The following is a 14,841-nucleotide window of genomic DNA, read 5'->3' as shown; positions in this document are numbered from 1 at the left end:
AAAAAAAATGGAGCGGGAAACAAAAAGGTAATGGGGGCGCAATTGTAGTCACCATTTTTCTTAAAATTTTGTAATTTTCCCAAAGGGATTATTTATTTAAAAAATAAAGTCTTACTCGGGATATGCTACTTAAATGAGCGGTTAATATTCTTGTGGCGTGCAGGGTGCTGCTCCCTTGTGTTGGTGTTAGGGCTCGGGAAAAATCCCCTCGGGTGCCCGGTGAAAAATAGCGGCACTTGTAGAAATATCCGCAAATAGCGAACTGGAATTTAAAGGTAACTGTTTATATCGATGTCTTGGAAAAGCAGCTTAACAAGCTTTTCAGTTCGCTTTTATATAAAGGTCTACTTACTCAAAACATCAAAAAACGGTATCTAGTAGCTTTTCAATGTAATTTGCTATTGCCTCGCGCCGTATGCCCTTCTTGGTTTTTTCTGCTCCAAACTCTTGCATCCTCTGTGGAGAGCTTTGCATTTTTTTATCCGTGTGCTCTCAAAACTAAAAGTACTTGATAGTGGTTGAAGATACGTAAATACAAGAAAGTGGATAGAAATAATATCGGTATTTTTTTGGCGACCTCAGTTTGCCGTATTCGTGAAGAGAATTCAGAGAGTGGGTAGATTGGTGGAAAGTGTCCGAGCCCAGGGCGAGTAAGGGATTGGTTGTTAGTTGACAGACTAAATGGATATGTCGGAGGTTGGGGCTATTGCTAGCAACCGTAAAGCTTGAATCTCCAGTGTAGAAAGAGGCGCTTGGAGCCGGGGAGGTCCAGCTATAATGCGGATTAGACTGTCTCTGAGGACAATTCAAAGACCGGTTGTGTCGGCAAAATGACCTATGATGACATTCGCGCCAAAAATTACTTGATCTTTGAAAAATGGATCAGTAGTATTCGCGGCCTCGGTGAGTAGCGCAGCCTGGTAGCGCACTTCGTTCGGGACGAAGGGGTCGGAGGTTCGAATCCTCTCTCACCGACCATACAAAAAGAAAAAGCCCGCTTTAGCGGGCTTTTTTGTGTTTTATGATTTCATTCCTGGTAGAGCTTTTACTCTAAAGGTTTACGTGGGTAATTACACAGCTGCCTTGAGGCTGTAATCTCTTAGTTGTTTATCGGTGTAAATAGCCAAGCCAGCCATACTCAAAGCCTCGTCGGTATTTCTGAAACCCATTCTTTATTTGTCCCCATCGCATCTGACTTTTGTAGTGCGCTTCCGCATTAGCCAATGATTTAACGAAGTTGAATAGCAAGCGACTCTAAGGTGGGGCCCCAACAAGGTACAAGTAGGAGTTGTTTGCACTTTTTCCAGGTACAATGTGCTGAGGGAAAGTAAGGGGCAATCTGAACTGTTTTTCATCAGCTTAAAAGTTCAGAGACAAAAAAGCCCGCTTTTAGCGGGCTTTTTCTTTTTGTATGGTCGGTGAGAGAGGATTCGAACCTCCGACCCCTTCGTCCCGAACGAAGTGCGCTACCAGGCTGCGCTACTCACCGTTTTTTGTTTCGCATCATTTGCGAAGGGGCGGCACTATAGCAGCAATTTTTCTGCTGTAAACCACTGATTTAATTTTTTATTTGTCGAATCAGTCCCTCTTGGCAGGTAGACGCTACCAGCGTTCCGTCGCGGGTGAAAATCTGGCCGCGGGTAAAGCCTCTGGCACCGGTTGCCGAAGGGCTATCCGTTACATAGAGAAGCCATTGATCCAGGCGGAAATCGCGGTGGAACCACATCGCGTGGTCAACGCTCGCGGGCATCAATTGGGGGTCGAATAAGGATATGTCGTGCGGCTGTAGGGAGGTACCCAGGAGTCCCATATCGGATGCATAGCAAAGTGCTGCTCGGTGCTCCATCGGGTCGTCCGACATCTCGCCCTCTGCCCGCAGCCAGAACATGCATTTGGCTTCGCGGGTTTCAGCGCCAAAGTAGCTTTGCGGGTCTACCGGACGAAAATCGATCATATAGCGCCGCTGATCGTACTGCGGGCTAACCAATCCAGCTTCCAGGGCCAGCTCCTGGGTGTTTTTCAGGCTCTCAGGAGAGGGAATCTCGACACAAGGCAGGTCGGCCTGGTGGTCAAATCCGGGTTCCCGAATTTGGAAGGAGGCGGACATATTGAAGATCGCGCGCCCGCGCTGCTTGGCGACTACGCGACGAGTGGTAAAGCTGCCGCCATCGCGGATTGGGTCTACTTCGTAGATCACCGGCAGCTCACTAGAGCCTGGGCGGAGGAAGTAGGCGTGCAGGGAGTGGGGTAGGCGATGCTCAACGGTACGAGTTGCTGCCATCAGTGCTTGGCCCAGAACTTGCCCGCCAAAAAGCACTTTACGATAATTTTCAACGTGATGACGACTGCGGAAGAGATTTCGATCCAGCTCTTCAACATCCAATAACTTACCTAATTTTTCCAACATAAGGGATTTTGCCCGTTACCTATTCCACTTAACAGAGTTTGCAGATGGGGAGCTTTGCGCTCTTAATCAAAAGGATAATAACAGCAAATCCCTTTAACCCCATTCATATTTTGAACGTTAGGCCCATTTTGGTCACAGGTGCCACCTCGTATAGCTATCCAGCTCTTTTCCATACACTAGCTACTGATTTTCTCAGTCAAGTTGAAACTCTGTGCTATTGACTATTGCGACTTGTCGAATTCTTTCTTATTTCTGTGGTATAAAGCGCCAATAGTTGTTGGGACAGTTGGACTAATTTGTTTGCAGCTATCCAACAAAGATTGAATAAGAGAAGTAGGAGATACCACAGGTGCCACACAACAATATTGATATACGTCCACCACTGAATTTCGGCAAGGTTGTCAGTCGGCACCGTACCGCAAAGGCTGTGGCTGGAGGGGTTGGCTCCGCTGCTTATTATGGGGTGTGGGGTGCACAGACGGCTACAGGTGCCACACTAACCGGCCTGGCTACCGGTGCAGCGGCTGCGACTTCTGCGACGGGTATTGGTTTGGTTGTTGCTGGAACAGCATTATCCATTGGTTACGCTGGTTTGGCGGCCCGATCCGCATACAAGACCAATAATCACCTCAATGCTCTGAAAAGAATCTACGAAAACAGGAAGTCGTATAGCTGTCCTTGTAAAGGATCGGTCGCCCACGACTATGTTTCTGGCCAAGTGCTTCCTTATATCATCGAACAGAAAAGCAAAAAGTTGCATCGCAAGATGGTTGAGGCCACTCCAGGTGTTGCCTCAGTGGAATATGCGCGCAAGGCAGTAAAAAACCTGTACAAGCGTTCACAGGGTACGCTCGGTAAAAAACGTACCTTTGCTGCAGAGTGGTTGGCGCAGCATTTGATTTCTCATGATTGTGAATTAGCTAATGCGATTGTTGCAGAGCTCTACTCAGAGGAGGAAATGCTCTGGATACGCACGCAGGACAACGATGTAGTCGCGCCTCTGTTGGAGCTAAAGCTGAAGTCCGTTTAATAGTGGCTTCTTGTGTTCTGGTTTAGTTCTTGATTTCATTCGGAAGTATTGGGGTAATGGACTACCCCGCAATCACTCGATCGTCGAATTTTATGTGTTATGTGCAATGCTTGGGCTCGCCAAACGTCACCACATGCTAAAATAAAAGGTCTGCTCTCAGCTTAAAATTGGCTCATTTTGAGTAAATTTTGAGCAAAATGGCCTAATATTTTTAATATTAGGCAGTCTAATTCCCCGATTTACTTTTCCAACCGACTTGAATTGCCTATCATTCATGAATGAATAGTCAATTTCAGTCCCCATTTTTACGGGCAAAGAAGGTCGGAAGTATGGATAAGGCAAAAGAGAAGGTTCAGCGGTTCCGCGCGCGGGAGCAGCGTATCCTGGATGCGGCTCTGGAGCTTCTGTTGGAGCACGGTGAAGAGAAAGTCACGGTCGAACAGATTGCCGAGCGTGTGGATATCGGTAAGGGCACGATTTACAAGCACTTCATTTCCAAGACAGAAATCTACATGCGTTTGCTGATGGATTATGAAAAATCCCTTGCTGAACGTCTCAAGACCGCTGTAGCCCTGGCCGAGCAAGGTGATATCACCGCTCCAGCCCGCGCCTATTTTGAATCTCGTATGGCCGATCCTGGCAAAGATAGACTCTTCCAGCGCCTGGAGGAGAAGATTATCGCGTTGAACCTGGCTCCAGAAATGATTGCGGAGCTCCACAATATTCGTAATTCCAATGCTACCTCTCTCAATCGGGTCTTTGAGCGCCGTATGGAGCAGGGCATGCTGAAGAACGTTCCTGCATACTTCTATTACTCAACATACTGGGCGCTTGTGCAAGGGGCGGTAGAGCTTTATCACTCCAAGTCTTTTGCCAATGTAATAGAGGACAGGGAAGGTTTGATGGAGTTTATTATGGATGTGGGTGTGCATATCGGTGATATGTCCTCTCGCAAAACGCCAGAGGGAAGCCAGACAAGCCATCACAGCGATTCTGCGGGGTCCGCCCTTGGCTGAGCCCCTGTTCCAGCAGCTGCAAAAATTACAGGCTGAATTTCATGGGCATCCACCTGTAGAAAGGTGGAACCCAGAGCTTTGTGGGGACATGGATATGGTCATCAAATCTGATGGCCGTTGGATCCACGAGGGAACAGAGATTCGTCGTCATCCTCTTGTGAAACTGTTTGCCAGCATTTTGAAGCGTGAGGGGGATGAATACTTCCTTGTCACCCCTGTCGAAAAGCTGCGAATCACAGTGGAGGATGTTCCATTTGTAATCACTCAGGTGGCCCGCAACCCCGGAAGTACTCATCAGCAGCTACTTTTCACCACAAATGTGGGCGACGTTGTTGAGCTGTCGGAAGAGGGGCAGTGGCAACTGAGAGACTTTGGTGCTCCGCCGCAGCCAATCCCTTACCTGGAGATTCGAGGGGGGTTACAGGCTCGCGTTTCCCGTGATGTTTTTTACCAGTTGGTAGACTGGGCGCTTGAAGGGGATCGCGATACCGATAAGCTTTTTGTGCAAAGTGACGGAAAAGATTTCCTGCTGGGTTCTTGCAATTAGATAGCTCCCGGTTCCTGCTGGCGGATTCCTCGCGCCTCAGCGCTGATTTGTAGCTGGGGCTTTAATTCATAGCCTTGCTCCTCACTGTTCGAGTTTAGAAAGTACTTGCTTGACCCTATAGCTCCTGACTTTACTCTCTCGACGAACTTTCCTTATTTATATCTTTGGTGTCAAACTGTTTAGTGGATGCCACTATCGCTCCTGTATTTTGATTACCGCTGTGGAATTTATACTTGATTGTGCCGGTGCTTGCTTGAATCCGGAAAATAGCCCGGGAATATACATGTCCGTACTATTTATTTGTGGTGTTGCTGTATTTCATTTCTATTAAAAAAATAGTGTTTGAAATCTTATGGAAATATAAGTGTATTTGTTCTGAAAGGAATAGAATATTAATTCGATAATTTACGGAAATATCTAAATAAGTAACAAATCCGCAACAGTGCATTTCTAAACTTCCCTCCGTCCAAATCGCTACGGCGAAACAAAAAAATATAGTTTTTATTTGTTTGGTTGCTGCCATTTATTTTTTTTAAAAATGGCGGAGTTGAAGCAATTAAAGTTTTGGATTGAAATTCCTATAGGGGGAAACATGAAGCGAGTACAGAATAGGCTCATACTGGCAGCTGCGATTGCTGCGCTATTAGCTGGTTGTGACGGTGGCGGTGTGAGTATCGAGCCGGAAACAGTAGATAACTCGGTGGACAACTCGGTAGATAATTCAGTGACAAATCCTGGCGGAGGTTCCACTGATGAGAATCCATGTGCCACTTTAGAAAGTTCAAGTGTACAAGGTGAATTTAGCGGTGGTAACTGCTATTACACAACTGATTTTGTTTCTGCTGCAAACCCATTAACTGAAGATTTATATCTCACTGCGCTGGATAGCAATGGAGCTCATGTCTTTAGCGGCAGTTTGTTTGTTGGAGAAAGTTACTCCAGCGATTCTGACCTAGCAGCAGCCGGTATTTCTGAGGGTGGTGACGGCGTAAAACTGGAAATTGAGGCGGGCGCCACTATCGCTTTTAAAGATAATTCAGCATTTATGGTTGTAAACCGTGGATCGCAAGTCTTTGCTCGCGGTACAGAAACATCTCCCATCACTTTTACGTCAGAAACTGATGTTCTTGGCACTGTAGGTCCGGAGGATGTTTCACAGTGGGGTGGAATGGTTATTAATGGCTTTGGTGTAACGAACAAATGCCAATATACAGGTTCTATTGGTGGTGGTGATCTGACTCTTGATGGCGAGTGTCACGTAGCTGCTGAAGGATCCACTGATGACAATACCTCCTACTACGGCGGTGACAACAATGCCGATAACTCGGGAGAGCTTTTGTACGTTGTTGTCAAACACACAGGCGCAGAAGTTGCTAGTGGTGATGAGTTGAACGGAATTGCTTTTGATGCTGTAGGTAATGGCACAACGATCCGTAACCTTCAAACATACTCAACTTACGATGACGGTATCGAGTTCTTCGGTGGCGCTGTAGATGTCGAAAATTATGTTGCACTCTACGTTCGCGATGACTCCATTGATATTGATGAAGGTTATCGTGGAAGTATTACCAATGCTTTGGTGATTCAAAGTGAGACTGACGGCAATCACTGTATAGAGGCCGATGGCATCGGTTCATATAGTGATGGAGCTGATTATTCGACCTTGATCAGCCAGGGTCTCAACAGTCGACCAGTAATTGACGGGCTGACCTGTATTGTTTCCGCTCAAGAAGAGGGTACTCATGACCCCGGTGCAGGCTGGCGCCTGCGTGAGGGTATTTATCCAATGATCACTAATTCTATAGTTGTGGCCTCCTTCTTTGCTGATGAGACTGGCGTGGCCGGCGATAACTACTGCCTGCGTATTGAGAGCTCTCAAACTCGCGGCGAAGCATCTGCTGGGACTGAGGTGGCTCTGACTTCCAACATTTTCGCCTGTGAAGATCGCACTAAAACCGATGAAGACAGCTTCAATGTTGAGACTTGGGCTGTGGATAGCGGTAACCAATTTGCCACTATCTCCGGTGAAGTTAATCCAACCTCTAATGCCGATACTGACTTTGTTTTGCTCGGCGGTTCCCCTGCAATGTTCACTGTTGATGCATCTGCTCAAGTGATCGATGGCGTTGCACCTACGGTTTCTGCCGAACTGGGTCGTGCCTATTTGGGTGCGCTTGAGCAGGATGGTACCGATTGGACTCAGGGTTGGACTTACGGTCTTCACCAGGGTGATCGCGCTCAACCTCTCTGGTTTGAGTAATAGATCGAGGTAGCGGTTGGGGATGCTAATCCCAATCAATTAAGGCGCCGCCTTCGCTGATGGAGTCGGCGCCTTATTTGATTTAAGACCGTGATTCTTAGGAATGAAAAGAGGCCTGAGAGATGGTTAAGTGCGAAAGATTTCAAAGGGCGCCGCTTGTTTTGGCGGTAGCTGCGGGCTCCACATTTGCAGCTGGAGTGTATGCACAGGATGCTGAACTGGTTGATAGTGCCACTCCTGGGATTGAAGAGGTTGTAGTCCAGGGGCGGCTGAAGGACTCTGCTGAAGTCCTAATCAGCGAGCGCCTGGAGGAGGAGGTAGTTACGGATATCCTCGGGGCTGAGATGATCAGCAGGGTGGGGGACTCTACCGTAGCCGCAGCGCTGCGACGAGTATCCGGATTATCCCTGGTAAGTGACAAGTTCGTTTACGTAAGGGGCTTGGGTGAGCGATATTCAAGTACAACTCTCAATGGTTCGACGGTGCCATCCCCGGATCTGACCAGAAATGTCATCCCACTAGATCTATTCCCGACCTCTATCGTGGAATCGCTAGCGGTACAGAAGAGCTACTCAGTTGATAAGTCTGCCTCGTTTGGAGGTGGTAATGTCGATATCCGCACCAAAGGGATACCTGATGATCTGACTTACGCTATTGAAGTTGGTACGGGCACCAATAGTGAAGTCAATGGTGATGTGCTCAGCTACAGCGGTGGAGATGATGATATTTGGGGTGCTGATGATGGTACCAGGGCGATGCCGGGTGAGATATCTGCGGCACTGCAACGCTTCAAGGGTAATATTTCAGTTGCGGATATCCGTGATACCTTGATTGCTGAGGGGAATGAGTATTCAAGTAACCAGGAGGCGGAAAAGGCGGCTAAAGCGCTAAATAGGGAACTCGCCCTAAGCTTGAATCGTGATATTTCTATTAAAGAGGAATCTAGCGATCCTGACCAAGACTACAAGGCTAGTGTAGGGAATCGCTTCTACTACGGGGACGATTGGGAGTTCGGTTTCCTGGCTGGAGCCTCCTACAAGAGTAAGTGGAGGGAGAGTGAGCGCACTATTCGTGACTACGGTAACCCACAGGAGCAGGTTGACCGTCGAACCGAGTCTACTTACTCCGTAGATATCAGTGGAAATTTAAACCTAGGTATACGTTTTGCGGACGAGCATTCGGTTGAGAGTATCAGTTTGTATTTGAGGAATACGGACGATGAGACTTCAATCAGGGATTACTTTGACTCAAATCGTCTATTGTCTGATGGCGCTGGATCGAGAAATTATGACCTGAAGTATGAAGAGCGGGAGCTGGTGCTTCATCAAATAAAGGGAAGTCACTCTCTTGGTCCAGAAACAAAAGGCCTGCTGTCCGTCAGCTCCCTAAGTTGGGTGCCTGAGGATTTGGTGGTTGACTGGTTCTACTCCGATTCAACGGCGATGACAGATATCCCCAATCAGGTTGAGGTGATTGCTAACGCCGAAACTGACCCTGAAACCGGAGAGGTTATTAACTCAACGGTGGATATTGCTTCGCGGAGTGCGAGTTTTCGATTTACCGAGCTGGAGGATGAGGTCCGAAACTACGGTTGGTCCGCAACATTGCCCGTTGAGTTTTCCTCGTCTTCGTTGGAGTTGAGTGGTGGGTTTGCTCGAATTGAGAAGGGGCGCTCCTATAAGCAAACTGAATTTGGATTGGATATCTTCAGTGTGGCTGACCCCTCAATTCTTGATGACCCTTTGAGTGATGTGTTTAGCGATACCAATATCACTAACGATGAAAATAACTTTGTTTTTGCCAAGTCTGGCAGTAACAAGCAAAGTTATTTGGCCGCTACTTCGACAGATGCGATCTACGGTAAGTTCGATTGGACTCTTGAGGAAACCTGGCGTATATCAGCCGGGGCCCGATGGGAGGACTATAGTCAAGCTGCTTTAGAGTGGAACCCCTATAGTTTCTCGCAAAGTGAGCCGCAGATTACGAATGACCCTGAAGAGTTGGCTGAAGCGGTATATACGGATGACGATATTTATCCATCATTATCCTTGACCTATATGGGGTCATTTTGGGCGGAGACATTCCAGTTGAGGTTCGGTGCATCCAAGACCGCTGTTCGGCCTGACTTGCGTGAAATTACCGACGCTATTTATATAGATCCGCACACTGATGATCAGATCAGGGGGAATTCGAGTGTTCGGCCGTCGGAGATCGACAACTACGATATTCGCGCAGAGTGGTTTTTTGATAGTGGCGATAGTCTGACCATTTCGGCTTTCTATAAGGATATTATTAACCCTATTGAATTCTTTGAAGCTGCCTCGAGTGATGACAATATTGCTCGGGAGATTATTAATGCTGAGTCTGGTGAGATTACCGGTATAGAAATAGAAGGTATGAAAAGCCTTGGTTTTATCTCTGACCCACTGGAGAGCTTCTTTTTGCAGGGTAATATTACTCTGCAAGACTCGGAAATTGTTGCCGGTAATGAGGCCGATGCACCGACGAATGATGTCCGCGAGATGACTGGTGCATCTGATTATGTTGTCAATATGCTGCTCGGTTTTGACAGTCCGGACGGGAACCATTCTGCCAGCTTGGTTTACAACGTATTTGGTGAGCGCCTTTACAAAGCGGGGCGAGATCCTCATCCCGATTCATTTGAGCAGCCATTCCACTCTCTGGATTTGACTTACTTCTGGTATCCAACTGATGAGGTGACGGTGAAGGCGAAAGTGCAGAACCTTTTGGGTGAAGCCATTGAAATTGAGAGGCAGGGCGTCACCGTTTTTGAAGAGGAGGTTGGGCAGACTTTCGCATTGAGCGCGCAGTACAAATTCTAGGGAGGTCAGCTGGCTGTGCCTTGGATTAAGTGCATGAAAATATGCGTTCTCAAGCAATAAAAAATGGCGCCATCGGCGCCATTTTTTATGTGTAGACCCAATTACATATTTGGATAATTGGGGCCGCCGGCACCTTCAGGGGTTACCCAGACAATATTTTGGGTTGGGTCCTTAATGTCACAGGTCTTACAGTGTACGCAGTTTTGAGCGTTGATCTGGAAGCGCTTACCGTTGGTGTCTTCAATAACCTCATAAACACCGGCAGGGCAGTAGCGCTGCGCGGGTTCATCGTAAATCGGCAGGTTGTGACTCAGCGGAACTTCTGGGTCCTTCAGGGTCAGGTGGCAAGGCTGGTCTTCTTCGTGGTTAGTATTGGAAATAAACACGGAAGATAGCTTGTCAAAACTGAGTACGCCGTCGGGCTTCGGATAGTCAATCTTTGCGCAGTCAGCAGCAGGCTTGAGCTGGGCGTGATCAGCCTTGGTGTCGCGCAGGGTCCAGGGAAGCTTGCCTTTAAAGATATTGATATCCACAAATGCATAGGCAGATCCCAGAATGTTGCCCCATTTGTGCTGGGCAGGGCCGAAGTTGCGCTGCATGTGCAGCTCTTTCCAGGCCCAGCTATCGCGATACTTGGTGGTGTAGTCGGTCAGCTCTTCGCTATTGCGCTCAGCGGCGAGGGCTTCAACTACAGACTCAGCCGCGATCATGCCGGATTTCATCGCGGTGTGATTGCCCTTGATCTTGGCAAAGTTCAGGGTGCCGGCGTTATCACCGATCAGCAGGCCGCCAGGGAAAGTCATTTTCGGCTGGGATTGAAGGCCACCTTTTACTATGGCGCGGGCACCGTAGGCAACGCGCTCGCCACCTTCCAGGTACTGCTTGATTACCGGATGGTGTTTATAGCGCTGGAACTCGTCAAATGGACTCACATGGGGGTTGCTATAGGCGAGGTCAGTAATCAAGCCGACAACAACCTGGTTGTCTTCGAGGTGGTAAAGGAAGCCGCCACCGTGGGTGGAGCTTTGTTCCAGCGGCCAGCCAGCAGTGTGAACAACCAGGCCTTGCTGGTGTTTGTCTGCAGGGACTTTCCAAATCTCTTTAATACCGATGCCGTAGTGTTGTGGGTCGGCATCTTCGTCTAGCTTAAAGCGTTCGATTAGCTGCTTGCCCAGGTGACCGCGACAACCTTCAGCGAAGAGGGTGTATTTGGCATGCAGCTCCATGCCCGGCATGTAAGAGTCTTTCTGCTCTCCGTTCATGCCGATGCCCATATCGCCAGTAGCGATGCCTTTTACAGAGCCATCTTCGTTGTACAAAATTTCAGCAGCGGCGAAGCCAGGGAAGATTTCCACTCCCAGGCTTTCGGCTTGTTCTGCCAGCCAGCGGCACAGGTTGCCGAGACTGATAATGTAGTTGCCCTCGTTGTGCATGGTGCTGGGCACAAACATGTTGGGGACTTTTATAGAGTTCTCTTCGCTGCGCAGGACGTAGATGTCGTCGCCTTTTACCTCAGTATTGAGGGGGGCTCCACGTTCTTTCCAGTCGGGGAAGAGTTCATTAAGGGCTGTGGGCTCAAATACAGCACCGGATAGGATGTGAGCTCCTACTTCTGAGCCTTTCTCCACGACACATACAGAGACGTCTTCATTGAGCTGACGAATACGACAGGCCGCGGCCAATCCAGCGGGGCCGGCACCCACGATCACTACATCGTATTCCATTGATTCGCGTTCCACGGCACTCTCCTCAGCAGTTGTATTCAACTTTTTTACGGCCAATCCGGCCTTATCATTTATATTGCTGGCGGATTATATAGGCGTTTAATCAACCCTACCAATTGCATGACTATTCATTTGCTATGGCAAATGCGCTGTATTTCAACGGCTTACTGGGGGTGGATAGGTGGTTCTTATTCCCGGAAATAGATTTTGTGAATGGCAGGAGGGACTTCCATTTGACTATTGATTTTGCGCTATAGAACCGCCACCATACACGCCGTTCAAACACTTGTTTGACCAGAACACCGTATCCGTTCGCGACGTGAATTATCAGTCGCGGCTGTTAAAAAGCATATTTGAGACGGGATTTCCATGAAAGTTCTTGTAGCTGTGAAACGCGTTGTTGACTACAACGTCAAGGTTCGCCCCAAGGCGGACGGCTCTGACGTTGATACAGCCAACGTCAAAATGTCTATCAACCCCTTCTGCGAAATCGCAGTAGAAGAGGCGGTGCGCTTGAAGGAAAAAGGCGTTGTCAGCGAGATAGTCGCCGTTTCCATGGGCTCCAAGCAATGCCAAGAGCAAATCCGCACTGCACTGGCCCTGGGTGCCGACCGCGGTATCCTGGTTGAGACCGATGCTGAGCTGCAGCCTCTGGCAGTAGCCAAATGCCTGAAAGCGATTGTTGATAAAGAAGAGCCTCAAATGGTAATTCTGGGCAAGCAGTCCATCGATGGCGATAACAACCAGACCGGCCAGATGCTGGGTGCTTTGACTGGCATGGGGCAGGGTACCTTCGCTTCTGAAGTTGCCGTAGAAGGCGACGCTGTTAAGGTAACTCGTGAAATTGACGGCGGCCTGCAGACTGTTGAACTGAAACTGCCTGCCATTGTTACTACTGACCTGCGCCTGAATGAGCCGCGTTACGCCTCCCTGCCTAACATCATGAAGGCAAAGCGTAAGCCTCTCGATACCACGACCCCGGATGAGCTGGGCGTTGATATTACTCCCCGCACCAAAACCCTGAAAGTTGAGCCGCCGGCTGAGCGTCAAGCAGGCATTAAGGTTGCTGACGTTGCTGAACTGGTAGAGAAACTGAAAAACGAGGCGAAGGTAATCTGATGAGCATTCTGGTTATTGCTGAACACGACAACGCCGAACTGAAGGGCGCTACGCTCAACACCATCGCTGCTGCCAAGGCTATTGGTGGTGATGTTGCTGTATTGGTTGCTGGATCTGGCTGCGGCCCTGTAGCGGAGGCTGCTGCTAAAGCTGAAGGCGTTTCCAAGGTACTGCTGGCAGATAATGCTGCTTACGAGCACCAGTTGGCTGAGAACGTTGCCAAGCTGGTAGCGGACCTGGGTAAAGACTACGGTCATATCCTGGCTCCAGCCACTACTACCGGTAAGAACATGCTGCCACGCGCTGCTGCGCTGCTGGATGTTCAGCCGATTTCCGACATCGTCGCTGTTGAAAGTGCAGATACTTTCAAGCGCCCGATTTATGCGGGTAACGTCATTGCCACTGTACAGAGCTCCGATGCCATCAAGGTAATCTCTGTACGTACCACTGCCTTTGACGCCGTGGCGGCTGAAGGTGGAAGTGCAGCGGTTGAGTCTGTAGATATCGCGGATGACGCTGGTGTTTCCTCTTTTGTCGGCGAAGAGCTGGCTGTATCCGATCGTCCTGAGCTGACCGCTGCGAGCGTAGTCATTTCTGGTGGCCGGGGCATGCAGAATGGCGAAAACTTCGAAATGCTGTACAAGCTGGCCGACAAATTGGGCGCTGCAGTTGGTGCCTCTCGTGCTGCTGTGGATGCAGGCTTCGTACCTAACGATATGCAGGTTGGCCAAACCGGTAAGATCGTTGCTCCTGACCTGTATATTGCCGTTGGTATCTCTGGCGCAATCCAGCATTTGGCAGGTATGAAAGACTCCAAAGTTATCGTAGCCATCAATAAAGACGAAGAAGCACCGATCTTCTCTGTTGCTGACTACGGTCTGGTAGCTGACCTGTTTGAAGCTGTACCAGAGCTTGAAACAAAGCTGTAATGCCCGATTGCTATACTAGCGGGCATTGAAAAAGGCGGCGTCATGCCGCCTTTTTTCGTTTTTTGGTGACAACCTGCGGAACTAGTGTGCAATTTAAGGGACGAAATGAGGGTTTGCGGCGTTTAACTTGAAAGAGCGTTGCCTTTCCCGGGCTGAGGCAAGAAAATAGGCGTCAAAAACCAATAACCTCAGAAAGTTGAACTTGTATGTGGGTATGTTCATGTCCCCTCTAGCGCGAGCCGTTGGCTCAATTGGCAATAAGTTTGCCCAGGGCGAGCCGAGCAAAGGACTCTCCCGTGGCACTATGGCGGCGTCAGCTATTGGCCTGTTGTGGTTGTCTGGCAATTTGTTTGCCTATGGCTCCCTATTGGTCCCAAGCGATCCTCAGGAATCCCTGCTCGCGGAGCGCAAAAGCCCGAGAGGTGCTCCTCCCCCCAGCGCTGCCAGTCTTCCCAGCACGCCGTTCTTTGGACGTGCTGAACCTAAAAAGGCTACAGAAGTCCCTGAAGTCGACCTCGAAAATATTCCTCTGACCCAGCTGAATATTGTTTTATCCGGTGTTTTTGACAGCTCCAATAAAACCAAAGCCAGTGCTCTGGTGTCGGAGAAAGGTAAACCCTCCAAGCGTTTGTATGTCGGTGATCGGCTTCCAGGTGGCGCCGAACTTTATTCTGTTGAGGTTGACCATGTGGTTCTTCGTCGTAATGGCAGGATGGAAAAACTGACATACCCAGAAGTGGACGGAAGGCCAAACGTACCATTGAGAGGCGTCAGCAGTTCCAGACAGAGAACGTCAAGTTCCAGCTCCTCCAGAAGAACTGCTCAAAGAGATGAGAACCAGCAGAACATTCGGGAGAGAATGGAGCAGCTGCGTGAATTGGCCCGCGAGCGTCGTGCTCAGCGTGAGCCTAAATAAAAACTATCTACCTAGATTGTTTTGATTTTTTGAACATTTACTAGAGCCAG

General features: G+C 48.9%; 10 protein-coding genes and 2 tRNA genes. 9 read left to right on the top strand and 3 right to left on the bottom strand.

Annotated elements, in window-relative coordinates; genetic code table 11:
• Positions 1 to 901 precede the first annotated feature (901 nt).
• Positions 902 to 978: transfer RNA gene (locus ACJJIR_RS10990), tRNA-Pro, on the top strand.
• Positions 979 to 1,412: 434 nt separating this feature from the next.
• Here ACJJIR_RS10990 and ACJJIR_RS10985 read toward each other — a convergent pair.
• Positions 1,413 to 1,489, bottom strand: a tRNA-Pro gene (locus ACJJIR_RS10985).
• 69 nt (positions 1,490 to 1,558) lie between these two features.
• Positions 1,559 to 2,407 (bottom strand): acyl-CoA thioesterase, encoded by an 849-nt coding sequence (locus tag ACJJIR_RS10980; RefSeq protein ID WP_282932695.1) that lies wholly within the window; start codon positions 2,405 to 2,407, stop codon positions 1,559 to 1,561.
• A gap of 349 nt (positions 2,408 to 2,756) precedes the next feature.
• Here ACJJIR_RS10980 and ACJJIR_RS10975 point away from each other — a divergent pair, with 349 nt between their 5' ends.
• From ACJJIR_RS10975 to ACJJIR_RS10955, 5 genes are all read left to right on the top strand, one after another.
• Positions 2,757 to 3,437 carry a hypothetical protein gene (locus ACJJIR_RS10975; RefSeq protein WP_444905350.1) on the top strand — a complete coding sequence of 227 codons (681 nt, stop codon included), beginning with the start codon at positions 2,757 to 2,759 and terminating at the stop codon, positions 3,435 to 3,437.
• Positions 3,438 to 3,766: 329 nt separating this feature from the next.
• The gene (locus ACJJIR_RS10970; protein ID WP_282932697.1) at positions 3,767 to 4,453 is read left to right on the top strand and encodes a TetR/AcrR family transcriptional regulator; all 687 of its coding nucleotides are present in this window, start codon (positions 3,767 to 3,769) and stop codon (positions 4,451 to 4,453) included.
• Complete coding sequence (locus ACJJIR_RS10965) at positions 4,446 to 5,000, top strand: DUF1285 domain-containing protein (RefSeq protein WP_444905349.1); 555 nt, start codon at positions 4,446 to 4,448, stop codon at positions 4,998 to 5,000. The genes ACJJIR_RS10970 and ACJJIR_RS10965 overlap by 8 nt, the downstream gene beginning before the upstream one ends.
• Positions 5,001 to 5,592: 592 nt before the next feature.
• Positions 5,593 to 7,260, top strand: coding sequence for a beta-helix domain-containing protein (locus tag ACJJIR_RS10960; protein ID WP_444905348.1), 1,668 nt, complete (start codon positions 5,593 to 5,595; stop codon positions 7,258 to 7,260).
• A 122-nt stretch (positions 7,261 to 7,382) separates the two neighbouring features.
• Positions 7,383 to 10,103, top strand: coding sequence for a TonB-dependent receptor domain-containing protein (locus ACJJIR_RS10955; RefSeq protein WP_444905347.1), 2,721 nt, complete (start codon positions 7,383 to 7,385; stop codon positions 10,101 to 10,103).
• Positions 10,104 to 10,204: 101 nt separating this feature from the next.
• On the opposite strand, the gene ACJJIR_RS10950 is transcribed toward ACJJIR_RS10955, so the two are convergent.
• Complete coding sequence (locus ACJJIR_RS10950) at positions 10,205 to 11,842, bottom strand: electron transfer flavoprotein-ubiquinone oxidoreductase (RefSeq protein WP_413665690.1); 1,638 nt, start codon at positions 11,840 to 11,842, stop codon at positions 10,205 to 10,207.
• Positions 11,843 to 12,196: 354 nt separating this feature from the next.
• Here ACJJIR_RS10950 and ACJJIR_RS10945 point away from each other — a divergent pair, with 354 nt between their 5' ends.
• The 3 genes from ACJJIR_RS10945 to ACJJIR_RS10935 all read left to right on the top strand — a co-directional run bounded on the left by ACJJIR_RS10945 (position 12,197) and on the right by ACJJIR_RS10935 (position 14,791).
• Positions 12,197 to 12,946 carry an electron transfer flavoprotein subunit beta/FixA family protein gene (locus ACJJIR_RS10945; protein ID WP_444905346.1) on the top strand — a complete coding sequence of 250 codons (750 nt, stop codon included), beginning with the start codon at positions 12,197 to 12,199 and terminating at the stop codon, positions 12,944 to 12,946.
• Entirely contained in the window at positions 12,946 to 13,875 is a 930-nt protein-coding gene (locus ACJJIR_RS10940) for an electron transfer flavoprotein subunit alpha/FixB family protein (RefSeq protein ID WP_413665691.1), read from the top strand. The genes ACJJIR_RS10945 and ACJJIR_RS10940 overlap by 1 nt, the downstream gene beginning before the upstream one ends.
• A 220-nt stretch (positions 13,876 to 14,095) precedes the next feature.
• On the top strand, positions 14,096 to 14,791 hold the full coding sequence (locus ACJJIR_RS10935) for a type II secretion system protein N (RefSeq protein ID WP_444905345.1): 696 nt from the start codon (positions 14,096 to 14,098) through the stop codon (positions 14,789 to 14,791).
• Positions 14,792 to 14,841 lie beyond the last annotated feature (50 nt).

It is taken from the genome of Microbulbifer maximicatervae (SeqCode) (assembly GCF_052467385.1).
Note: the sequence above shows the minus strand (reverse complement) of the source record. Positions and strands in the feature narration are given on the sequence as shown.